Here is a 22686-nt window from a genome sequence, read left to right as displayed (position 1 = left end):
GGTAAAGCTTATAGCATAAAAAGGGCTGGATGAATATCCAGCCCAATCAATAACCGGTTAAACGCTATCTCAAGCGGCCACGCGCCAGATTCAGCCGCCCTGCACTCATCCGCAGCACATTTTGGCTCAGATGACAGTGGGTGATGGCTATCGCTAACGCATCGGCGGCATCCGCCCGTGGATTGGCGGAGAGCTTGAGCAGCGAACGTACCATATGCTGTACCTGGGCTTTTTCGGCTGCCCCCGTACCCACCACAGTTTGCTTTACCTGCCGTGCCGCATACTCAAACACGTCCAGGTTCTGATTCACGGCGGCGACAATCGCCACTCCACGCGCCTGACCAAGTTTGAGCGCCGAATCCGGGTTCTTGGCCATAAACACTTGCTCGATAGCGAAAAAGTCCGGTTGGAACTGGGTAATGATTTCGCTGACGCCAGCATAAATCAGCTTCAGCCGCATCGGCATGTCCTCCACCACGGTGCGAATACAACCGCTGGCGATATAGGTCAATTGGCGGCCCTGCTGACGGATAAGGCCATAGCCGGTAATACGTGAACCGGGATCGATACCCAGTATGATCGCCATCGCTACATCCACCTTGCGTTAAGCCTGGGTTCTGCCCGGCGCTGCCACAGGGCAACGCCGCATAGCAACCTCATTACAGCGTAGCCGCAATCTCGTCGGAGATCTCACCGTTGTGGTAAACCTCCTGCACATCGTCGCAATCTTCCAGCATATCGATCAAACGCAGTAGTTTAGGCGCGGTTTCTGCGTCCATATCGGCTTTGGTCGATGGGATCATCGCGATTTCTGCCGCTTCCGCGTTGAAACCGGCAGCGGTCAGTGCATCCTTCAACGCACCCAGACTCTCCCAGGCGGTGAACACATCAATAACATCGTCATCATAACTGACGATGTCTTCTGCACCTGCTTCCAGCGCCGCTTCCATCAATGCGTCTTCATCCACCCCTGGTGCGTAAGTGATCACGCCCTTTTTGGTGAACAAATAGGCGACAGAACCGTCGGTTCCCAGGTTGCCACCGCATTTAGTGAAGGCATGGCGCACTTCCCCCACCGTGCGATTGCGGTTATCACTCAGGCATTCGATCATCACAGCGGTGCCGCCAGGGCCATAGCCTTCATAAATGATGCTTTCCATGTTGGAATCATCATCACCACCTACACCGCGTGCAATCGCACGGTTCATGGTGTCGCGCGTCATGTTGTTCGCCAGCGCCTTGTCCATCGCCGCGCGTAAACGTGGGTTGGAATCAGGATCACCGCCGCCCAATTTGGCCGCCGTGACTAGCTCACGAATAATTTTGGTGAAAATTTTACCGCGTTTGGCGTCTTGCGCCGCCTTGCGGTGTTTTGTATTGGCCCACTTACTATGACCTGCCATAAAAATCTCCGGGAATTACTGGACTAAATTAATTACCAACTCTTCAATCGCCTGCTGGTTGCTCCACGACTTAGTCAGCGTCATAGCTTGCACAGCCTCTAGCCATTGGTAGGCGTGATGTTCGGTGAGCACCGGCTCGCGTTCTTCGGGCAAAACCAAACAAAACCAGTGCTCTTTATTACGCGTAGTGCCTGGGGCATAGCGATACCGCAAATGGACAAAGAGTTCAAACTCCACACAGCGCTGGCAATCGAACATCGGCAAATGCTCTGCTTCAATATCAATGCCGACTTCTTCCATCACCTCACGTTGCGCTGCCTGTGGCGGCGACTCATCCTGCTCTAGGCTACCGGTGACCGACTGCCAAAATTCACTATCATCGCGCCGCTGTAACATCAGCACCCGACCGCTGGATTTCGCATAAATCACTACCAGGACAGATTCAGGACGCTTGTAGCTCATTACTCATTCTCTTGTGGTGTATCGGTTTTCTTCAGTACGTTGATCGCCAGTTCCTGCAATGCTGCCGGGTTGGCGAAACTTGGCGCATCGGTCATAAGACAAGCCGCAGCGGTGGTTTTCGGGAAGGCTATCACGTCGCGGATGTTGTCAGTGCCGGTCAGCAGCATCACCAAACGATCCAGGCCAAAGGCCATCCCAGCATGCGGCGGGGTGCCGTATTTCAGCGCGTCGAGCAGGAAGCCAAATTTCTCACGCTGTTCATGTTCATTGATGCCTAAAATACTGAACACGGTTTGCTGCATTTCACCGTGGTGAATACGCACCGAACCACCGCCCACTTCGTAACCGTTGATCACCATATCGTAAGCATTGGCGATAGCGTTGGTTGGCATGCTAGCCAGTGCTTCTGGGGCCATGTTACACGGTGCAGTGAACGGATGATGCATCGCCACCAAGCCCCCCTCGCCGTCCTCTTCAAACATCGGGAAGTCAACCACCCATAGTGGTGCCCAACCGTCCAGTTTGGTCAGTGCCAGATCACGACCCAGTTTCAAGCGCAGCGCACCCAGCGCATCGGTAACGATCTTGATGTTGTCGGCCCCGAAGAACAGAATATCGCCACTTTGAGCGTTGGTGCGCGCCAGAATCGCTGCCAACACGTCTGCATCAAGGAATTTGGCGATCGGGCTTTGCACACCAGCCAGACCAGCCGAGCGGTCATTCACCTTCAGCCAGGCCAAACCTTTGGCACCATAAATGTTGACGAAAGCGCTATATTCATCGATCAGTTTGCGTGTCAACTGTGCACCACCTGGAACGCAGATCGTCGCTACCCGTCCCTTGGCGTCGTTAGCCGGAACGGAAAATACGTTGAACTCGACATCCTTCACCAGATCGGCAATGTCCACCAATTCCAGCGGGTTACGCAAATCCGGTTTATCAGAGCCGTAGCGGCGCATCGCTTCTTCAAAGGTGATAACCGGGAAGCGCCCCAGATCCACCCCTTTTACCTCCAGCCACAGCTCACGTGCCAGTTTCTCCATCACTTCGCGCACTTGTTCGGCAGTCATGAAAGAGGTCTCAACGTCAATTTGAGTGAATTCCGGCTGGCGGTCAGCGCGCAGGTCTTCGTCGCGGAAGCATTTGACTATTTGATAGTAACGATCAAAGCCGGACATCATCAGTAACTGTTTAAACAACTGAGGGGACTGCGGCAGCGCGTAGAATTTGCCTTTGTGCACACGGCTCGGCACCAGATAGTCGCGGGCACCTTCCGGCGTAGCTTTAGTCAGCATCGGGGTTTCGATGTCGAGAAAACCGTGGCTGTCCATAAAGTGTCGCACCAGGCTGGTGATTTTGCTGCGGGTTTTCAGACGTCCAGCCATGTCTGGACGACGCAAATCCAGGTAGCGATATTTCAGACGGGCTTCTTCACTGTTGACTTGGTTAGCGTCGAGCGGCAATGGCTCGGAGCGGTTGATGACCTCCAGTGCATGAGCAAACACTTCTACTTCACCCGTGGTCATCTCTGTATTGATTTGGCTGTCCGGGCGTGCACGCACGGTGCCGACGATCTGAATACAGAATTCATTGCGCAGGTCGTATGCTTTGTCGAACGCCGCTTGCTGATCTGGATCGAAGAACACCTGCACGATACCTGTACAGTCGCGCATATCAATAAAGATCAAGCCACCGAGATCGCGGCGGCGGTTGACCCAACCACACAGAGTGACTTTCTGGCCTACGTGGGACAGATCCAACTGCCCGCAATATTCAGTACGCATACGCTATCCTTTTTACACAGCCGATACCGCGCCAGGCTGGAGCGCCCTGGTCGCATAGCTATTTCTGATGAACTCTATTTTTGTTGTCCAATCTAAATCTGCCGCATCCCGGCCATTTCTCTTAAGTGGGAAGATGGCGAGGAAATATTTTTGCACTCTCGCTAACCGATAGCGGCAAACGCCTCATGCCTACAGGTCGTTGAAGTAAAGAGTGGTGAAAAAAGGGGGCTATTATAAAGGAAATTCATGCGCCAGATAAGAGCGAACAACGCATTGTTACCGCTCTATATGGCGTGCTTTGGTGCGAAATGCCGTCAATTCAGCCTGAATTAACACATACGCCTTGCTAACAGTCTATCCCAGTAGGCGTACAATGTTGCAGCCGGTGATTGCACACCGATAGCGCGCAACCACCGGCGCATACAGGGAGTTTGTAAGGATGGTGAGCACCGCTCAGGGCCAAAATGGCAAATAAAATAACCTAATGGGATAGATTCTAAATGCTTCGCCAAGGCTGAAACCTACTCTTCCAAATTCACAAAACGGCATTCTACCCAACCCTTGCCGCACTCGCCTAGTCACGTTAAGGTGTCGCCTGATGAGATAATATAAGGAAGATGGCGCGTTGATCTACATTGGACTACCACAGTGGCAGCACAATGCCTGGAGCCGTATCGGGCTGCGTGATTTGGCGGATTACAGCCGTTATTTCAACTGCGTAGAAGGCAACACCACTTTCTACGCGTTGCCCAAACAAGAAACCGTGCAACGCTGGCACGACATGACGCACGATAACTTCCGCTTCTGTTTTAAATTCCCCTCGGATATCAGCCACAAAGCCTCCCTGCGCAACTGCAACGCCGATCTGCAAGCGTTTTATCACTGTCTGGAGCCGCTGCATCAGCGCATCGGCCAACTGTGGCTACAATTGCCGGCCACCTTTGGCCCCGATGAACTACCAAGAATGTGGCAATTCTTTGACGCACTACCAAAAACGTTCACCTACGGTGTGGAAGTACGTCATCCGACTTTCTTCGCCAAGGGGGAGGCGGAACGTCTGCTGAATCAGGGGCTGCATCAGCGCGGCATCAATCGGGTGATCCTCGACAGCCGCGCCGTACATCACGCCCTACCCAACAACGCCGCAGTGCGCGATGCGCAGCAGAAAAAACCAACGCTCCCGGTGCACGCACTGCTCACTGGCAACCAGCCGCTGGTGCGCTTTATCGGCGGCGACGTATTGGCAGATAACTTGCGCTGGTTCGCCGTCTGGCAGCAGAAGCTCGCGCTCTGGCAACAGCAGCATCAGCCTTACCTGTTTATCCATACACCAGATAACGGCGATTCACCGCAGCAGGCGCAAAAAATCTGGCAGCAGTTGCGCCAGGTGATCCCTGATCTGCCTGCACCGCCGGACTGGCCGCAACAGGACGCGCTATTTTGACTGCATCACCTAACTGATTGCACAGCTATCATCAGACGACCACGCTGCGCTTTCTCGCCGTCATCTGTTAGAATGCGCACTTCGAATGCTGAACTGATTTGCCGCTATGCCAAACCGCGATACCCTTTTTTCCGCCCCCATTGCCAAATTGGGCGACTGGACTTTCGACGAACGTGTTGCTGAGGTGTTCCCAGACATGATCCAGCGTTCTGTTCCCGGTTATTCCAACATCATTTCGATGATTGGCATGCTGGCCGAACGTTTTGTGCAACCCGATAGCCAAGTGTATGATCTGGGCTGTTCCCTGGGCGCAGCAACGCTGTCGATGCGACGGAATATTAAGGTAGCGGGTTGTAACATTATCGCCATCGATAACTCCCCGGCCATGGTCGATCGTTGCCGTCGCCATATTGACGCTTTCCGCGCTGATACCCCGGTTGAGGTAATCGAAGCCGATATTCTCGACATACCCATCGAAAACGCCTCAATGGTAGTGCTTAACTTCACCCTGCAATTCCTTGAGCCAGCCGATCGCTTGCAACTGTTAGCGCAGGTTTATCGTGGACTGCGGGCGCACGGCGTGCTGGTGCTGTCAGAGAAACTCAGCTTTGAAGATGCCGATGTCGGTGCATTGCTGTTCAATATGCATCACGATTTCAAACGCGCCAACGGCTACAGCGAACTGGAGATCAGCCAGAAACGTAGCATGCTGGAGCGCGTTATGCTGACGGACTCAGTGGAGGCGCATAAAGCACGTCTGAAACAGGCTGGCTTCGAACACGTTGAAATGTGGTTCCAGTGTTTTAACTTTGGCTCACTGGTCGCGCTGAAAACAGGTGTAGAACCATGATTGAATTTGGTGATTTTTATCAGCGTATCGCCAAGAGTAACCTCAGCCACTGGCTGGACACCCTACCCGCGCAGCTCAGCGCCTGGCAGCGTGGATCACGACATGGCAAGTTTAAACAGTGGTTTAATTCAGTGGAGCATTTGCCGACACTGACGCCAACTTACGTCGATTTGCTGCACGGCGTGCGCGCCGAGATGGAGCCGGGGCTACCGCCGGGTCAGTTAGCAGGCATCGAAAAAATGCTACGCACCATGATGCCATGGCGCAAAGGGCCGTTCTCGCTGTACGGTATCGACATCGATACCGAGTGGCATTCCGACTGGAAATGGGATCGCCTGCTGCCACACCTTTCACCACTGGCCGGGCGCACCATTCTCGATGTCGGCTGCGGCAGTGGCTACCATCTATGGCGTATGGTCGGTGCCGGCGCTCAATTGGCGATCGGCATCGATCCAATGCAGTTGTTTTTGTGCCAGTTTGAAGCTGTACGCAAGCTGCTAGGCGGTGACCAACGCGCCCATCTGCTGCCGCTCGGTATCGAACAGTTGCCAGAGCTGGCGGCCTTTGACACGGTATTCTCCATGGGTGTGCTGTATCATCGCCGTTCCCCGCTGGATCATCTCTATCAACTGAAAAACCAGTTGGTTTCCGAGGGCGAACTGGTGCTGGAAACCCTAATAGTGGCAGGCGATGATAATCAGGTGCTGGTGCCGGGCGATCGTTATGCGCAAATGCGCAACGTCTATTTTATCCCTGCGGCACACGCACTGAAGAACTGGCTTGAGAAATGCGGCTTCGTTGATGTGAGGATCGCCGATATATGCGTGACCAGCACTGAAGAACAGCGCCGCACCAGTTGGATGACCAGCGAGTCACTGACAGAATTCCTCGACCCCGATGATCACCGCAAAACGGTTGAAGGTTATCCGGCACCGCTACGCGCAATACTGGTGGCAAGAAAACCCTGATCGATGACTCACCACCTGATGCTAACTGCATAGTGGCGAGGTCTCATTGCTGGCGATATAGGCTCTGCGCCAAGGGGGCAACCAAGGCTAGCGTGTTTTTCATCATCGCCACCATTTCGCCATCCACACAATAATGGCTAAATTCGTCAGATTCGTTGTCGGAACACATAGTGACGCCCGCTTTACGATAGCGCATGGTGGAAGGCACGGCATGGCCTGAAGAACTGTGTAGTTCCTGAATGCCGATATCGACAAACTTGTGCAGGTTGCTAAGCCGTACCCCGCCACCCGCAATGATCACCGGGCCTGGGTTGGCATGGCGTAAATTGCGCAGCAACGTCAGACCCAACTCGGCATTCTGCTGTTGCCCTGAAGTCAAAATACGTGCCACACCAAGCTGCGCCAGTTGCTCAAAGGCGAGCATCGGGTTCTGGCACATGTCAAATGCTCGATGGAAAGTCACCGCCATATTGCCACTCAGTTGCATCACTTCACGCATACGCGGCAAGTCTATATGGCCTTCCTCATCTAGCATACCCACCACGACACCGGGGAAGCCCATATCGCGGATCTGGGCGACATCTTGCTTGATCACCTCGAAATCCAGCGTGCTGTAGCAAAAATCGCCACCGCGCGGACGAACGATAGGATGTACGGGAATAGTTACCCGTTCGCGCGCCAAAAGGAGCGTACCGTAGCTCGGCGTCAACCCACCCTCGCTGCGGCTGGCGCACAATTCAATGCGATCCGCCCCCGCTTGTTCAGCCGTCAGCGCGCAACCTACGCTAAAGCAGCAAATTTCCAATTTCATTATTGTCACCCCAGATGACGGCCAGCATTTGGCGGAAATTGTTGATTTCTTTTGCGGGCAGAAGCATAGGCATCTACTCACTCAATGTGTTCACTATGGCATTTAATTTTGATCAATGGGGAGAATGTCGTCACAATGGCAATATATAAATCGGATAAATCATCCCACAAGTGAATCGCCACCGCTAGAGTAAGGTGGCTGTTGCAACAGCCATGTTAGGATTTTTCACTAGTGACGATTTCCCTGATGGAGTAGGGATGAAATTTTATCGTCATGCTACCATCGCTGATGGCTAAGCTCGGGTTAGGCAGCCGATCACCCTCGCCCTGTAGAACACTTTGTTTCAACGTGATCCCCGGTGCTAGCAGCGCTTCATCAGCCAAGTAGCTCAATGCCCGCGCATGCAACGTGTCAGGATCACCACGGAGCACCAGTTCCAAGTGTTCCCAGCCTTCGTGCAGATAGCGCTTTCCTCCTGGATACGGCAGTTCTACGCAATCTATCAACCACGGTCCCACATTGAGCGGCTGTTGCAAATCGAACAAGCAGATCAGACGGCCATTGATCATCGATTCGGACAGTAGTGAAGCGCACTGCATCAGCCCCTGCCGCCATCGTTCAGCGGTGGCGTCTTGGTGGCAGCGTACTGAAATGTGATCGGCGCTAAATTGCGATAGATCAAGCTGCAATTTCGCCGCGAACTGATCCAGTGCCTGTTCAAAACGCGGCAAATCAAGTGCCAGATCGTTAAGGTCGGCGATAGCCTGTAAGGGGGTCATGAAAGCCTCAAACAACAGAATGCGCATTCATACGCGGTAATTTAACCAATGAGACATATCTCACCATGATTGCCTATTTGGGATGATAGAGGCCCACTGGGTTATGATATTTCTCATTCGACCAGCATTAGTGCAGGAAGTAATTTATCAATATGTATGCTTGATTAACAATAGGAATTCTCCTATCTACTACAGCCTTTTATTATGAAGACAAAAATCCTGCTGAATCAACGTCATTTATTCATAAAAATTAAATAACCATTTCACAATAACACTAGGGCTACTTTAGAGAAAACTAGAGCTGAAATAATAGTGATGTCTCTATATTGTCGATATCACTGGTGCTGATAGTGGTATACTCGTCATACTTCACATTGCTTGTGCGTTAGCTTTCCCCGCTCACCCCCGTCATTTAATGGGGTAAACACCTGGGGATCTACTGCGTTGCCGATTTCCTGCAGCGCGAATTTTTTAGGGTATAGCTGCATACGCTATTTATCGCCACTTTAAGTTACGCCGCAACCACACTTTGCGTGCTGGTCGCCCAATAAAAACTTGGCCTGTTTACTTTCTCTCCTTCTGTTACCTAATTACCACGCTTTAGTGAAGATAGATCTTGCGGTGGATCTTTCATCGCTGGATCCTCGTCAACTGCTGACTCAACACATTAGATCGGTTACAATTACAGGCTATTTTTAGTGGGTCGGCACCCTCTGATCCCCTCTTTAAATCCCGCAGGGGCATGGCACAATGCCCCGCGTTCGTCATTAAGGTAACCCGTTGAATATTCAGGTTCTGCTCTCAGATAAAGTCAACCAGGCACTGATTGTCGCAGGCGCACCAGCCGATTGCGAAGCGCAGGTACGTCAGTCAGCCAAAGCGCAATTTGGTAATTACCAGGTCAACGGCGTGATGTCGGCTGCCAAGAAACTTGGCATGCCCCCGCGCCAACTGGCAGAAAAAGTGCTGCAATTGCTGGAGCTTGGTGACATCGCTAGCAAAGTGGAGATCGCTGGCCCCGGCTTTATCAATATTTTCCTGAACAGCGCATGGCTGGCACGCCAGATCGATTGGGTGTTGAACGCCCCAAAACTCGGTGTGACAGCGGTTGAACCGCAAACTATTGTTATCGATTACTCGGCACCCAATGTGGCTAAAGAGATGCATGTCGGCCACTTGCGCTCCACCATTATCGGTGACGCTGCCGCGCGTACTCTGGAATTTTTGGGTCACAACGTGATCCGCGCCAACCATGTAGGCGATTGGGGCACCCAATTCGGCATGCTGATCGCCTATCTAGAAAAAATGCAGAATGAAAATGCCAGCGACATGGGCCTGTCCGATCTGGAACAGTTCTATCGCCAAGCCAAGAAACATTATGATGAAGACAGCGAATTCGCCGCGCGCGCCCGCGCCTACGTGGTCAAGCTACAAGGCGGCGACCCTTACTGCCAGAAAATGTGGCGTAAGCTTGTCGATATCACCATGGCGCAAAACCAACTCACCTATAACCGCCTGAACGTAACCCTGACCGAAGGCGACGTGATGGGCGAAAGCCTCTACAATGCAATGCTGCCAGGCATCGTCGCCGATCTGAAGGCCAAAGGGCTGGCGGTGGAAAGCGAAGGTGCCACCGTGGTATTCCTTGATGAATACCAGAACAAGGATGGGGAGCCGATGGGCGTCATCATCCAGAAAAAGGATGGCGGCTACCTATATACCACCACCGATCTCGCCTGTGCCAAATACCGCTACGAAACCCTGGGTGCCAACCGCGTGCTGTACTACACCGATTCACGCCAGCATCAGCACCTGATGCAAGCCTGGGCTATCGTGCGCAAAGCAGGCTATGTGCCGGAGTCCGTTTCACTGGAACACCACTTGTTCGGCATGATGTTAGGCAAAGATGGCAAGCCGTTTAAAACCCGCGCTGGTGGAACAGTGAAACTGTCTGATCTGTTAGATGAAGCCATCGAACGCGCCGGGCAGTTGATCGCGGGCAAAAATCCGCATATGCCAGCACAAGAAATAACACAACTGGCTCGCGTGGTCGGCATCGGCGCAGTGAAATACTCTGACCTATCAAAAAGCCGCACCACTGACTATATCTTCGACTGGAATAACATGCTGGCCTTCGAAGGCAACACCGCACCTTATATGCAATACGCCTATACCCGCATCGTATCGGTATTCAAACGCGCCGGGATTGACGAAAGCAGCCTAACCCTGCCGCTGGTAATGAGCGAAGAGCATGAAATCGCCCTGGCAACGCGCCTGCTACAGTTTGAAGAGGCACTCACTGCCGTGGCGCGTGAAGGGACACCGCATATCATGTGTAGCTACCTGTACGAGCTGGCTGGGCTGTTCTCCAGCTTCTACGAACACTGCCAGATCCTCAATGGCGACAGTGAAGCAGTGCGTCAGAGTCGCTTAAAGCTGGCTCTGCTGACATCCAGAACACTGAAAACCGGCCTGGATACGTTGGGTATCGAAACCGTTGAACGCATGTGAGGCATGTCGTTCGCTCAATAGCAAAAAGGGTCAACATGGTGGCTAATGCTGATCGTTTAAGCATCAGGTGGCCTTCACACATGCCATTGCTGGGGCACAGCGGCCAGCATTTCATTGACATCCACCCCATCATAAATGATGGGGTGGATGTCAAACCCTTTCGTAGTCATAGCAGCAAGCAATTAGCGTTAACTCAACGTCTGCCATGCTGTAAACAAGTCTATGTTCTCTATCTATACACCGTGAATACAGAGCAGGATTTTTGTGGTGGCGACGTCGTTCCGGCTTACTGATACCAGTAAAAGGATTGGTATTAGTGACCTTAGTAAACCGGCAAACACGCCCATCAACCTTTACGTTATTTTCTTGCCAATATGGGTAGTCGGTCGGCACTCCGCCTAGCAAACCTGGTCTTCACACGTCAATTTCGACGATATCGCCGCGTTTAAGCTCACCTGAAGAAGCATTAATGTGCACTGTGATCACCGGATTGCTGAAAAGGTGTAGCGTTTCGGCAGGCACAGACAATACTGACCAACATTGAACTGATTCATATGTTACGCGCAAAGGAGCATTTCAGCATCTACACGGGGATGGGATTGCCTGCGGCACAACAGTTTTATCTTCTGGCCACTTGAAAGCTATGTAACATACATTTTACTGACTTTTATCTATAAATGTGATAGTCAATAAAAATCAGTAGCGCAACACCTGCTATCCTGCCACCGTTAAACGGTATAGTCTTCATGCATTTAAGTTATTTTATATCATAGATATAGATGGGAAACATCGCAAAATAATCGCATGTTACCCGACAATTTCTTAATACGAGAGAACCATATTTCTCGTCCTATGAGAGAGAAACCCACCCATTACAAGACAAATCCCAATAATTTATCTGTTTTTTCTTTGTGACATTTTATGTAAAAATACACATATCAGAAACACATCAGGATAAATGTTGATGGGGAAATGAAAATTAGAAAACTTATGATGAACAATAGGTACTGCCGAGACAACCAATAAATAAAAATTACATTTGTGTATTTAGTGGACATTCTGTTTTTATACTGGAATTTTTTCATCATGTGCAATGCTATTTGCTACACCTGGCGTATCACGACAACGATATTGTTAACACTCAGTTCATTTAACGTATTGGCGGCAACGAATAATAACAATGAAGTGAGTGTTAAATTTGATGATAATATACTCCATTCATTTGGAATAGATAAAAAAACAATCAATCAAATTATCGCTCAGAGTACGAAACCGTTGGGTGTTAATACCGTTGGATTATCTATTAATGGTAAATACGCTGAAACACTGGATATCGACTTTGGTCAAACAGGCAATGCCTGCATTACCCAGGATATATTGGTAAGATACAACATAAAACCCGCGTTATTACTGATCAATGAATCTAGCGGATGCGTGGAAGAAAAGAGTGTTTCCCAGTTCGAAACCGTGTTTAAAAGAAACAATAATGCACTGCACTTAAATATAGCAGACTATTTCTTTGATAAAAATGCAGGGTATAAGAAAGTATATTCTGGTGGCACCGGGGCATTTCTTAATTATGATATTTACGGTAACAAGACTGACAGCGCCAGTTCAAACCATCAAAATATCAGCTCATTGATGTCTTTCGGGATAAATACTCACAATGTAATGATGCGCACTAACTTCTCCTGGAATAAAAATATCAGTAAATACCAGGGTGAACATAGTAGCCACAGTAGCATATCTCTCAGTAGTTCTTATTTAGAGGCTGACGTAATAGGACGTTATCATCTGAGGACTGGCTATATTGGCGTAGGTAACACAATGTTTGGTGCTGGCCAAGTACTGGGGCTGACAATGGATAATCACACCGGACTCGCTGAAGGCGATACGACGGTGACCGTTAGCGGTGTGGCATCAGGATTTGCACAGGTTGAAGTCTTTCAGCAGAATCGTTTGATTTTTAGCCGCCCGACCGCAGCCGGAAATTTTTCTTTTGTCGATGTACCGTTGCATACCGCCTTTTCAGATGCAGAAGTCGTTATAAAAGTTGCGGAGGGAGTGTCCCAGCGTTTCACCATTCCTAAAGCGGCGTTTTCCGTCAGTGAAAGCATGTCGTCCAGATACTCTTTCTTCGCGGGACAACAGGCAAACACCGTTGCAGGTGATTGGGTTATCGGGATGGAGTACCGCTTTCCTTTTTACTATTATGCTCAACCCATTTCTGGTCTGCTGGTAACACCACATTATCTGGCAACTGGGTTAGGGCTTGGGTTTAACTGGATCCCTTATAATAGTAGAGGTGAAGTCAGTTACACTCTTGCGAAGCAAGATCAAAATGGTAATTTGGGAGCTAAGGTTAACGTGATGCTATCAACGCAGCTAGTTAATTTAAATCCATATTTTTCTCTCGATTGGCAAAATAGACACTATCGCGATCTTGGTTCGAGCCAGTATGACAGACTATATTTTAGCCAAAATGATCGCTATCCCGATCATTACAATATGCATTATACGGCCAGTATGGGAGGGAGCTTCAACGCAACGGAGCGTTTAAGCCTCGGCCTTGCATTGAGTCGTAATACCACCTATGACGCGGGATCAAGTAACGGATTATCTCTTTTCAGCAGTTGGTCTGGTGATGGTTACGCTTTAAGTCAGAGTATAAGCTATAACTGGTGTAATAATGACAGATTAAGTAGGGAATGGTCATGGTTCACTAATTTGAATATTCCATTTAATCTTGGCGGGAGAAAAGGGAGTTCTTCATCTTATTTAAATAATGTCCAAGGACAAACTCGTATTGGTACATCGTTCTCTCAGACCTTTACCGATAACTTACAGCTAAGTGCGGGGATAGAGCGTTCGGCTATAAATAGCAATAATGAAGCAAGACATTTTATTCGTGCTTCCTGGCTAACACCATACAATAATACAAGTTGGTATTACTCAGGGAATAGTCGTAATAATAGAAACTATTCTGCAAACCTGTCAGGCTCTCTGGTTGCGGCAAAAATCAGGCTGGTATTTTCATCTGAAAGAGTGCGAGATACCTTTGCTATTGCAGACACTGCTATGAAGGGGTATGTAACATTATTAGCGCCAACGGGACGGACGATAACCAATTATGACGGCCTGGCGGTGATACCACAACTCCATATAGGCAATAGTAATGTGATCACTATCGACACTAAATCCATGCCGGACGGTGCCTGGGTGAAAAACTCACGTAAGGATATTTCAGTAACGCGCGGTGCCGTTGCTGATGTAAATTTTGATACTGGCCAGTCTGAGCGCTTGCATCTCTTACAGTTGAAAAATGACAAGCACAATTTCCCTCTAGGCACTACTGTGGTCAATGACCATGCTGAAGTTCTGGGGCGAACCATAGATAAGAATATATTGATGATTGATGAAGATAATATAAATAAATTATCGATGGGTCATGCCATCGTCGAATCTAATGAAAACAATCGCTGTTACTTTAATGGCGAAACGGTTGATAGCTCGGTAAAAAGCGATCTTATTGAAATAAATGTTTATTGTGACGAGAAAGAATGAATAAGTACATCTCCATAAATCTTATGGCTATAGTCTTTTGCATCAATATCCCTGCCGTATATTCAGTAGGGATGACACCGAACACATCGGCAGTCATCATTGAGGAACAGAATAAAGAGGGCACAATTGAGATTAAAAATACTGATGCTGAACCAATGCTGCTTTATTCAAAAATAGTTCGCCTGGCAGATGACGATTTCGATGGTGCCCTGATCCCATCTCCAGCCGCAGTCCTAGTTCAGCCTGGAGAGACTCAGGTTATACGCGTATTGCTGCGGACGAACAAAAAGATGGAAAAAGAGCATCTGGCCAGGGTGGAGTTTTCCGGTATTCCCACCCAGAATAAAGGGGGAACACGCATTGATTTTTAATTACCCAAGATCTCCCAGTGGTGATCCGGCCACGCGGTTATACTCCGGTAAATGATAAATGGACATATTTGAAATGGAAATTCGAAGCAAATCAACTCTGCCTAACAAATGATACAAAAATGGTCATTCGAATTGCCGATAACATTGTGATAGAGCCGAATAACATTTCGCTTAATCTGCCAAAAACGTATGCATTACCTGCATCAAATATCTGTGTGAAGCTACCAGCCGATTACATTCCTCGGCCAGGCAGTAACGTTATTTTCTCTAGCATTTCTGACTATAATTATGTCATTAATAAAATTAAACAACCTATTAACCAATAACTATTAAGGATGGTAATAAACTCGACAGTATGATTTGAAAAATAATGCAATCAAATTTCGGCAAAAAATAAATGGCCGGAGTAAAAAACATCATTTAACACTATGGGATAAACATGAAAAAAGTAACTACCTTGACTTTGCTGTGCGCATTTTCTGTCTCTGGAGCCAACGCGGCAAACGAGATTAATGTTAAAGGTAAAATCGTGCCGCCAGCCTGTACAGTTAATTTTGCTAAAGGGAGCGATGACCTTGACTGGGGAAACATTCCTCACAACAGTTTAAGTGCGACACAATTTACCATTCTGCCTAAAAAGGAAGCATCGCTCACGGTGACATGCGATGGTGAGACAGCAATGTCATTTACGGTGTCAGATCCATATAAAGCGACGGCTATAGCCGGCATGAGAGTTGGTTCAGGATACGCTAACGGTGACGATGCCAACCGAATTTTTGGCTTAGGCCTTGATCCGGTATCCAAGCAAAAAATCGGTAACTTTACTTTAATCGGCACGGGTTCATCTTACGATGATATTCGTAACGATAAAAGTTTTGGCGTCAAGTCAGCTACGGATATTTCTACGCAAGGATTTACCACTCATTTATTCAGTGAGCACTGGGGAATACCTGTAACTGAGAAATGGACCATATTGAAAAAAGATATAAACATTGGTGAAGCCGCAAAGGGCAAGGTATTAACCTTTGATTTCGATGTTGTGCCTCAGTTAAATATAATTTCTAAAATTACTGCTACGGAAGAGGTAAATTTCAAGGGGACCGCACAATTTACCGTTTCATACTTCTGATATAGTCCCCTTTTTTCACAGTAATACTGGTTGTTTCAGATGAATTAATTGTTCCTGAAACGGTAATGCCAAATAGCAAAACGGGCCGTGGCAGCGGCCCGTTTATTATTGCTGGGAACAGCGGGAGCATTCGAACAGAAACTTACGGTTTCACCTTGGTTAATGATATCAAAACCCTAGACTCCAGCATCAACGAAGTAAGTGCCATTTGGCCCTAGGTGCTTATAAGACAATAAAGAAGTTACGCGACAGCGCCAAATCAAGCGACCCGGCGGGCGAAATCACGCGGGCGGAAACCCAGCCCCGCCAGCACCGCAAAATAGGCCACCACCCCGGCAACCACCACTACGGCCAAACGCAACAGACGCTCCAACATATTGCCCTGATCCCAACACGGCATCAGCCACATCACGCTCATCAACACCCCCGCCATCACCAGCACGGCAGCCCCCAGTTTGCTGAGAAAAACCGCCCAACCCGGCTGCGGCTGAAAAATCTTCTGCTGGCGTAGTTGCCAATACAGAAGCGCAGCGTTCAGACAAGCCGCCAGACCTATCGATAACGCCAATCCGGCGTGCTTGAGTGAACTGATAAACGTCAGGTTCATCACCTGAGTCATAATCAGCGTAATAATGGCAATTTTAACCGGCGTTTTGATGTCCTGCCGCGAATAGAAGCCCGGTGCCAACACTTTCACTAAGATCAGCCCCATCAACCCCACCGAGTAAGCCACCAGCGCGCGCTGAGTCATCGACGCATCAAAGGCGCTAAATTTGCCGTACTGAAACAGCGCAACAGTCAGCGGTTTAGCCAGAATGCCCAGCGCGATAGCACTCGGCAACGCCAACAGAAAGCACAGGCGCAATCCCCAGTCCATCAGCCGTGAATATTCATCCTGATTACCGCTGGAGAAACTTTTTGCTAGCGACGGCAGCAAGATAGTCCCCAATGCCACCCCCAACACACCGGAAGGAAACTCCATCAAGCGGTCAGCATAATACATCCAGGATACCGAGCCAGACACTAGAAACGAGGCGAAGATAGTGTTGATGATCAATGAGATCTGGCTGACCGACACCCCGAGGATCGCAGGCCCCATCTGGCACATGACCCGCCATACCCCGGCATCACGCAATGTGAGGCGCGGCAGCACCAGCATGCCTATCTTGCGCAGATACGGCAACTGATAGCCCAGTTGCAATACACCACCCACCATCACCGCCCAGGCCATCGCCAACACCGGTGGGTGGAAGTAAGGCGCGGCAAACAGCGCAAACCCAATCATACTGATATTAAGCAGCGTCGGCGCAAAGGCCGGGATCGAGAAGCGGTTCCAGGTATTGAGGATCGCACCTACCAACGAAGCGAGCGAAATCAGCAAGATATACGGAAAAGTGATGCGCAGTAGTGCTGAGGTCAAGGCGAACTTGTCCGGTGTATCGACAAAACCTGGCGCGGTGGTGTAGATCACCCAGGGTGCGGCCAACATGCCCAATACCGTCACTATCGCCAATACCAGCGTCAACAGGCCGGATACATAGGCAATGAAGGTGCGCGTCGCCTGTTCACCCTGCTGACTTTTATATTCGGCCAAGATCGGCACAAACGCTTGGGAGAACGCCCCTTCAGCAAAAATGCGGCGCAGCAGGTTAGGAAGCTTGAACGCCACAAAAAAGGCGTCCGTTGCCATACCAGCACCAAAAACGCGCGCTACGATAGCATCACGCGTAAAACCCAGCAGCCGAGAAAACATCGTCATAGTACTGACTGCGGCCAGTGATTTTAGTAGGTTCATGTCGTTTTCTGCTCTGTACCATAAATATCGACGCCTACATCAGCAGGCGTCAGTGAAACTACCAGGTAAGTTTACGTATCCGCAGCAGAATAGCTACCATCCCAGGTGACGCTAGCGTGGCGGTAACCATTCCTTATGGGTTAATGCCGTCAATATATGATCCTGCCACTGCCCGTCGATCAGCAGATAATCCTTGGCATACCCCTCAGGTTCAAATCCCAGGCGGGTGAGCAGTGCGCCGCTACGATGATTGTGCGGCATGCAGTTGGCCATGATGCGATGCATGTACTGATGACGCTGCATATAACGGATGGCGGGTTGCAATGCCTCGTACATCAGCCCCTGCCCTTGCCATTTTTCACCCAGCGAATAGCCGAGGAAACAGGCATGAAACGCATCACGCAACACATTGCTAAAATTCGCTACGCCTCTTACCTCATGTTCTTGCGCATCAAGCAGAATGAAATAGTAGGCACTGCCTTGTTTTTGCATCTCGGTGATCATACCTAGCCGCACCTGCCAACCGGCGGGGGAGCAGTGGCTGTTATCACGCACCGGCTCCCAAGGCTTGAGAAACAGGCGATTTTCAGCATAGTAGTCCGCCAGGCGATAAGCATCTCGTTTATGTACTAGGCGCACTACCAGCCTGTGGGTAGTAAGGCGTACTTTTGGTGATGAAGCGCGATAGCCAGACATCATTTCTCCCGTAGTCAGAACGGTTCGATAAGAAAGAGGTATTTATTAGCAAGCCCCCGAAGCCCGCTTATCAGCGATGACAATCAACATCAGGGGCGAAATGCCCATCATTAAAAAATCATGCGAAAAACCGCGAATTATCTCACCAAAATAGATTAAATTATCAACAAACGAATCACTCTGTGAATAAAACATCAACTGGAGACCTAGGCTATGGCTGAAGATATGCAATTACCACAGTTGCTGGAAAAGATGATATTGAACCTGCGCATGATGTACGCACGCTCAACCTTGGTAGAGAAGGCGTTAGCTCAGGTCATCGCCGAAAATGCCTCCCTTAAAAGCGAAATCATCAAGCAATTGCAGATCGTCAACGCTGCCAACGAGCGTGACCAGATCGATCTTGAGCAGGCGCGTATCCACCTGATCGAGGTTCTCAACTCAGTGCCAACACAAAAATAGTCCCCTCAGCCTGCCTAATAGCGTACTGACATACTGGTGAGTGCGCCTTACCCCCCTAATCACTGCCCAATATTCATTTCTTCCATAACCAGTAAGTGCTTATAATGATAATTTAATCAATTATATGTGGCATTTTTACTGGCAGTCGCTATGAGGCACAAATGAAGAAGATCCTGTTGGGCGTTGCTGCCCTGATGTTCGCCGGCCTATTGGCCGGTTGTAATCAACTCACCCAATACACCCTCAACGAGCAGGAAATAAATGATTACTTGCAAAAACACAATGAATATCAGAAACAAATCAGCGTACCTGGGCTACTGGACGCCCACATCCTGCTGACGCAGTTGCACAGCCAAATCGGCCGCAGCGAGCCGGGAAAAGTCACCCTTTCGGGTGACGCTAAAGTTAGTATTACCTCAATCCTAGGCCCACAGAGCGCAGACCTGAAGCTGACGCTGAAAGCGCAACCGGTCTATGACCGTGAAAAAGGTGCAATCTTCCTGAAAGAGATGGAATTAACCGACTACAGCGTGCAGCCGGAAAAATTACAGACGGTGATGAATGCGCTGACGCCCTATCTGAATCAATCACTGAGAGCCTACTTCGACCAAAAACCAGCTTACGTGCTGAACCCGGATAAAAGCAAATCGGCAGCGCTGGCAAAGGCGTTGGCGAAAGGACTAGAAGTTAAACCGGGCGCGCTGGTGATCCCGTTTAGCGACTGAGGCGCTATGTTCATTAAAACCCAGTACCGCTGTATAGGGCTACAAATTGGTGGAAATGGCGGCCATCCATGGTGATAGCGACTTTTATGCTATTTTAAGCGGGGAGCAAGCGGTCTCCCAGCATATACCCTATACGAGTGGCAGGAAGGCGGTAGCACAGCAGATCTCCAGGTGCTGGCCCCAGTCAATGACTGGGGCCAGCGGGGAAAACTAACGCACAGACAACGTGAAGTATGATGGGTATAGCGTTATTTCATCAGGCGCACCTTGCAGCGCTTGCCTTTGATCTTGCCCTGCTGTAGTTGTTGCATTGCCTTGTGGGCGCTGGCTTGGTGGATCGCCACGTAGGCATGCTGTGGGAACATATCGATCTTGCCCACTGCCGCCGCCGTCAGCCCGGTATCGCCACTGGTTAGCGCACCAAGAATATCACCAGGCCGAATCTTTGCCTTACGGCCACCATCAATGCATAGCGTGGTCATTTCGGCTTCCAGCGGCGTAGTGACCACCACGCTTAATTCAGACACCGGCACCCATGTGATCTTCATCTGCATGTCGTCTTCAATAGCATGTGCGCGCACCATTTCCTGTGGCGTACACAGGCTGATAGCCAGACCATGTCTGCCAGCACGGCCAGTGCGGCCAATGCGGTGAACATGAACTTGCGGATCGAATGCCAGCTCGTAGTTAACCACCAATTCCAGCTCTGTGATATCCAGCCCACGCGCGGCAACATCGGTCGCCACCAGCACCCGGCAACTGCGATTGGCGAAGCGCACCAGCACCTGATCGCGTTCGCGCTGTTCCAGATCGCCATGCAACGCCAGCACACTGATGCCGTACGCCTCAAGCGCCTCAAACACAGTCTGGCAATCACGTTTGGTGTTGCAGAACACCACGCAGGAAGCAGGCTGGTAATGCCGGATCACCGACACCAGTAGCGCCGCACGCTGATTGGCGGTGGTCTCATAGAAACGCTGTTCGATAGTGGTCTGTGCATCGCCGTTATCCACTTCTATCTTCAACGGTTCACGCTGCACCCGTGCGCTGATACGTTCAATATCAGCCGGATAGGTGGCGGAAAACAGCAGAGTCTGGCGCTGCGGTGGCGTTTCACTGATCACCTCGTCAATATCGTCGGCAAAACCCATGTCCAGCATGCGGTCTGCTTCATCCAGCACCAGCACTTTCAACATCTCCAACACCAAGGTTTTTTTGCGTAGATGCTCCAGAATGCGTCCTGGTGTACCCACCACGATGTGCGGCGCATGCACCAGCGAATCAAGCTGCGGCCCCAACGGTTGGCCGCCGCACAGGGTCAATATTTTGATATTCTGCGTGAAGCGTGCCAGACGGCGTAACTCTTTGCTCACCTGATCCGCCAGTTCACGCGTAGGGCACAGGATCAGCGCCTGCGTGGAAACTAGAGCAACGTTGATGTTATCCAACACGCCGATGCCAAACGCGGCCGTTTTGCCGCTGCCGGTTTTCGCCTTGGCGCGCACGTCCTGCCCTTTCAGGATAGCGGGTAGGGCAGCGCGCTGTACTGGTGTCATTTCGACATACCCCAGTTGATTAAGATTTGCCAACTGTTCGGCTGGCAGCGGCAGGGAAGAAAAAGAAGCTGTGCTCACGGCGATAACTCTTATAGGACAGGGAATGGCAGCTCCCCACTGGAGGAAACCGAGTCAAGCAGAGATGATAACAGAGATGGGCTGAGTTACCTCGGGTTCGGGCATAAAAAATCTATGGTCTCCCCCTGAGGGATCCCCAGAAATTTTCATTAGATAAGCACCATATCTGAATATCGTCGATGTAATTTTTGTAGTGCTTTATCCAGTGAGACTGATTTTAATATCTGCGGAGAATGTCTGAATACATTCTCCGCCAGCGTTAACAGCGATATTAGCCTGCGATGCTTCACGGTGTTCGCCTGGTATTTTAAATACATCTTTTTTTTCAAATAAGTATCCGCTCAACCACATGATTATGCTTTCCAGCGTTGCAATTAAACGTGGTACTCTAATACGTTCAGGGGAATGATCCATGCTGTGCCTTAGGCCAAAACCCAGGGCGGGATCCCACTTTTGAATGAACTTTATTGAAATTGAATGATCTGACCCGTATCTATCAAAGTTATGGGCCAATAGTGAATATCTTCAACCATTTATCCGCAGTTCCTGACCCGAGAAGGGACATTAATGTTAAGCACAATCTTCTTGATGTGCTGTTTCTGGTTTTAGCTGCCGTTCTGAGCGGCGCGCAGGGCTGGAAAGATATTCAGGTCTTTGGCGATGCTCAGCTGGAGTGGCTGCAAAAATACCGTGCTTTTGAAAATGGCATCCCTCGAAGACACTGCATTGCCAATATAATTAGCATGTTAGATACAGATTTACTGGTTCAGGCCCTTCTGGGATGGATAAATGAGCGGCGGCAGTCTGCCGGAAAATCCATCATTGCAATCGACGGAAAAACGATGAAACGTGCATGGGCTGGTGATATCCTACGATTATCAGAGCAATGGTGGCTCAGCAGAATCCGGTACAGAAATCAAATGGGAAGATAAAAACGGAAAAACTTACTACGGTGGATTGCTTTGTGAGAATTTCTGGGATGGTAGTGGTCCTGCACCTAAAAAAGTAACTGTAACACCGAGGAACGCAGATGGTGTATGGGGGAAACCAGTGCAAATAAATTTATAATCTAACCTAATTTAACCCATCGAAAAAAGCCAGTGTCTATGGATACTGGCTTTTTTATATCCATCGGATGCCAGGCATTAACAATCGAAAAATATCCGATTCAGTTACTACCTTGGGGATACTTGGGGGAAGTCACAGTTTATGTGGCGACAGTTAACAAAGGTGGTGTTATGGGAATACTGAATTAGAATCTTTTTCAAACAATGATTCTGGTAATTTTCATTGTTAAA

The 22686-nt window shown here is 49.6% G+C and carries 20 protein-coding genes and 1 pseudogene; 10 read left to right on the top strand and 11 right to left on the bottom strand.

The window, feature by feature from the left end; genetic code table 11:
* Positions 1-64: 64 nt before the first annotated feature.
* The 4 genes from ruvC to aspS form a co-directional block, all read right to left on the bottom strand.
* Positions 65-586, bottom strand: a complete 522-nt coding sequence (ruvC, locus tag SYMBAF_RS05140) for a crossover junction endodeoxyribonuclease RuvC (RefSeq protein WP_040266190.1) — start codon at positions 584-586, stop codon at positions 65-67.
* Between the two features lie 73 nt (positions 587-659).
* Positions 660-1403: a YebC/PmpR family DNA-binding transcriptional regulator gene (locus tag SYMBAF_RS05135; RefSeq protein ID WP_006709049.1), complete on the bottom strand. Its 744-nt coding sequence runs from the start codon at positions 1401-1403 to the stop codon at positions 660-662.
* 15 nt (positions 1404-1418) lie between these two features.
* Complete coding sequence (nudB, locus tag SYMBAF_RS05130) at positions 1419-1865, bottom strand: dihydroneopterin triphosphate diphosphatase (RefSeq protein ID WP_040266191.1); 447 nt, start codon at positions 1863-1865, stop codon at positions 1419-1421.
* On the bottom strand, positions 1865-3649 hold the full coding sequence (aspS, locus tag SYMBAF_RS05125) for an aspartate--tRNA ligase (protein ID WP_040266192.1): 1785 nt from the start codon (positions 3647-3649) through the stop codon (positions 1865-1867). The genes nudB and aspS overlap by 1 nt, the downstream gene beginning before the upstream one ends.
* A gap of 628 nt (positions 3650-4277) precedes the next feature.
* Here aspS and SYMBAF_RS05120 point away from each other — a divergent pair.
* The 3 genes from SYMBAF_RS05120 to cmoB all read left to right on the top strand — a co-directional run bounded on the left by SYMBAF_RS05120 (position 4278) and on the right by cmoB (position 6911).
* Complete coding sequence (locus SYMBAF_RS05120) at positions 4278-5093, top strand: DUF72 domain-containing protein (protein ID WP_152609163.1); 816 nt, start codon at positions 4278-4280, stop codon at positions 5091-5093.
* A gap of 106 nt (positions 5094-5199) precedes the next feature.
* On the top strand, positions 5200-5943 hold the full coding sequence (gene cmoA / locus SYMBAF_RS05115; RefSeq protein ID WP_040266194.1) for a carboxy-S-adenosyl-L-methionine synthase CmoA: 744 nt from the start codon (positions 5200-5202) through the stop codon (positions 5941-5943).
* Positions 5940-6911 carry a tRNA 5-methoxyuridine(34)/uridine 5-oxyacetic acid(34) synthase CmoB gene (gene cmoB / locus SYMBAF_RS05110; RefSeq protein ID WP_040266195.1) on the top strand — a complete coding sequence of 324 codons (972 nt, stop codon included), beginning with the start codon at positions 5940-5942 and terminating at the stop codon, positions 6909-6911. Before cmoA ends, cmoB begins: the two co-directional genes overlap by 4 nt.
* A gap of 43 nt (positions 6912-6954) precedes the next feature.
* Here cmoB and cutC read toward each other — a convergent pair whose 3' ends face one another.
* Together cutC and SYMBAF_RS05100 are read right to left on the bottom strand one after the other, a co-directional pair.
* Entirely contained in the window at positions 6955-7725 is a 771-nt protein-coding gene (gene cutC / locus SYMBAF_RS05105; protein ID WP_040266304.1) for a copper homeostasis protein CutC, read from the bottom strand.
* A 212-nt stretch (positions 7726-7937) separates the two neighbouring features.
* Entirely contained in the window at positions 7938-8501 is a 564-nt protein-coding gene (locus SYMBAF_RS05100; protein WP_006709057.1) for a VOC family protein, read from the bottom strand.
* A gap of 780 nt (positions 8502-9281) precedes the next feature.
* Here SYMBAF_RS05100 and argS point away from each other — a divergent pair.
* Positions 9282-11012, top strand: coding sequence for an arginine--tRNA ligase (gene argS / locus SYMBAF_RS05095; protein ID WP_185899922.1), 1731 nt, complete (start codon positions 9282-9284; stop codon positions 11010-11012).
* A 150-nt stretch (positions 11013-11162) separates the two neighbouring features.
* Here the strand turns inward: argS and SYMBAF_RS05090 are convergent, their stop codons facing one another.
* Positions 11163-11405 (bottom strand): Txe/YoeB family addiction module toxin, encoded by a 243-nt coding sequence (locus tag SYMBAF_RS05090; RefSeq protein WP_226020144.1) that lies wholly within the window; start codon positions 11403-11405, stop codon positions 11163-11165.
* 693 nt (positions 11406-12098) lie between these two features.
* On the opposite strand from SYMBAF_RS05090, the gene SYMBAF_RS05085 reads away from it, so the two are divergent.
* The 3 genes from SYMBAF_RS05085 to SYMBAF_RS05075 all read left to right on the top strand — a co-directional run bounded on the left by SYMBAF_RS05085 (position 12099) and on the right by SYMBAF_RS05075 (position 16076).
* On the top strand, positions 12099-14576 hold the full coding sequence (locus SYMBAF_RS05085; RefSeq protein WP_040266324.1) for a fimbria/pilus outer membrane usher protein: 2478 nt from the start codon (positions 12099-12101) through the stop codon (positions 14574-14576).
* A complete protein-coding gene (locus SYMBAF_RS05080; RefSeq protein WP_052447837.1) occupies positions 14573-14947 on the top strand; it encodes a fimbria/pilus periplasmic chaperone in 375 nt (124 codons plus the stop codon). Before SYMBAF_RS05085 ends, SYMBAF_RS05080 begins: the two co-directional genes overlap by 4 nt.
* Positions 14948-15386: 439 nt before the next feature.
* Entirely contained in the window at positions 15387-16076 is a 690-nt protein-coding gene (locus SYMBAF_RS05075; RefSeq protein WP_052447838.1) for a DUF1120 domain-containing protein, read from the top strand.
* A gap of 259 nt (positions 16077-16335) precedes the next feature.
* On the opposite strand, the gene murJ is transcribed toward SYMBAF_RS05075, so the two are convergent.
* Together murJ and rimJ are read right to left on the bottom strand one after the other, a co-directional pair.
* Positions 16336-17871 carry a murein biosynthesis integral membrane protein MurJ gene (murJ, locus tag SYMBAF_RS05070; protein WP_040266330.1) on the bottom strand — a complete coding sequence of 512 codons (1536 nt, stop codon included), beginning with the start codon at positions 17869-17871 and terminating at the stop codon, positions 16336-16338.
* 111 nt (positions 17872-17982) lie between these two features.
* Entirely contained in the window at positions 17983-18567 is a 585-nt protein-coding gene (gene rimJ / locus SYMBAF_RS05065; protein ID WP_040266332.1) for a ribosomal protein S5-alanine N-acetyltransferase, read from the bottom strand.
* A gap of 213 nt (positions 18568-18780) precedes the next feature.
* On the opposite strand from rimJ, the gene SYMBAF_RS05060 reads away from it, so the two are divergent.
* Together SYMBAF_RS05060 and SYMBAF_RS05055 are read left to right on the top strand one after the other, a co-directional pair.
* Positions 18781-19029 carry a hypothetical protein gene (locus tag SYMBAF_RS05060; RefSeq protein ID WP_006709190.1) on the top strand — a complete coding sequence of 83 codons (249 nt, stop codon included), beginning with the start codon at positions 18781-18783 and terminating at the stop codon, positions 19027-19029.
* 161 nt (positions 19030-19190) lie between these two features.
* Positions 19191-19754 carry a lipoprotein gene (locus tag SYMBAF_RS05055; protein WP_040266334.1) on the top strand — a complete coding sequence of 188 codons (564 nt, stop codon included), beginning with the start codon at positions 19191-19193 and terminating at the stop codon, positions 19752-19754.
* Between the two features lie 248 nt (positions 19755-20002).
* Here SYMBAF_RS05055 and dbpA read toward each other — a convergent pair whose 3' ends face one another.
* Complete coding sequence (gene dbpA / locus SYMBAF_RS05050; RefSeq protein ID WP_040266336.1) at positions 20003-21388, bottom strand: ATP-dependent RNA helicase DbpA; 1386 nt, start codon at positions 21386-21388, stop codon at positions 20003-20005.
* A 198-nt stretch (positions 21389-21586) separates the two neighbouring features.
* Positions 21587-21802: a hypothetical protein gene (locus SYMBAF_RS05045; RefSeq protein WP_152609164.1), complete on the bottom strand. Its 216-nt coding sequence runs from the start codon at positions 21800-21802 to the stop codon at positions 21587-21589.
* 101 nt (positions 21803-21903) lie between these two features.
* Between SYMBAF_RS05045 and SYMBAF_RS05040 the strand changes: the two are divergent.
* A pseudogene (locus tag SYMBAF_RS05040) lies at positions 21904-22257 on the top strand (ISAs1 family transposase); the annotation flags it as partial.
* Between the last annotated feature and the right edge of the window lie 429 nt (positions 22258-22686).

Origin of the sequence: Serratia symbiotica (assembly GCF_000821185.2) — a bacterium.
Taxonomy (GTDB): Bacteria; Pseudomonadota; Gammaproteobacteria; order Enterobacterales; family Enterobacteriaceae; genus Serratia; species Serratia symbiotica.
The sequence above is the reverse complement of the archived record's forward strand: the minus strand, read 5'-3'. Positions and strand labels throughout refer to the sequence as shown.

Bases quoted from the DNA above. Each gene is read 5' to 3' on its own strand.
- SYMBAF_RS05055 (WP_040266334.1), top strand. From the start codon at position 19,191: ATGAAGAAGATCCTGTTGGGCGTTGCTGCCCTGATGTTCGCCGGCCTA.
- aspS (WP_040266192.1), bottom strand. From the start codon at position 3,649: ATGCGTACTGAATATTGCGGGCAGTTGGATCTGTCCCACGTAGGCCAG.
- SYMBAF_RS05100 (WP_006709057.1), bottom strand. From the start codon at position 8,501: ATGACCCCCTTACAGGCTATCGCCGACCTTAACGATCTGGCACTTGAT.
- SYMBAF_RS05085 (WP_040266324.1), top strand. From the start codon at position 12,099: ATGTGCAATGCTATTTGCTACACCTGGCGTATCACGACAACGATATTG.
- SYMBAF_RS05075 (WP_052447838.1), top strand. From the start codon at position 15,387: ATGAAAAAAGTAACTACCTTGACTTTGCTGTGCGCATTTTCTGTCTCT.
- cmoA (WP_040266194.1), top strand. From the start codon at position 5,200: ATGCCAAACCGCGATACCCTTTTTTCCGCCCCCATTGCCAAATTGGGC.
- rimJ (WP_040266332.1), bottom strand. From the start codon at position 18,567: ATGTCTGGCTATCGCGCTTCATCACCAAAAGTACGCCTTACTACCCAC.
- SYMBAF_RS05060 (WP_006709190.1), top strand. From the start codon at position 18,781: ATGGCTGAAGATATGCAATTACCACAGTTGCTGGAAAAGATGATATTG.
- SYMBAF_RS05080 (WP_052447837.1), top strand. From the start codon at position 14,573: ATGAATAAGTACATCTCCATAAATCTTATGGCTATAGTCTTTTGCATC.
- nudB (WP_040266191.1), bottom strand. From the start codon at position 1,865: ATGAGCTACAAGCGTCCTGAATCTGTCCTGGTAGTGATTTATGCGAAA.
- cmoB (WP_040266195.1), top strand. From the start codon at position 5,940: ATGATTGAATTTGGTGATTTTTATCAGCGTATCGCCAAGAGTAACCTC.
- SYMBAF_RS05135 (WP_006709049.1), bottom strand. From the start codon at position 1,403: ATGGCAGGTCATAGTAAGTGGGCCAATACAAAACACCGCAAGGCGGCG.
- ruvC (WP_040266190.1), bottom strand. From the start codon at position 586: ATGGCGATCATACTGGGTATCGATCCCGGTTCACGTATTACCGGCTAT.
- SYMBAF_RS05045 (WP_152609164.1), bottom strand. From the start codon at position 21,802: ATGGATCATTCCCCTGAACGTATTAGAGTACCACGTTTAATTGCAACG.
- murJ (WP_040266330.1), bottom strand. From the start codon at position 17,871: ATGAACCTACTAAAATCACTGGCCGCAGTCAGTACTATGACGATGTTT.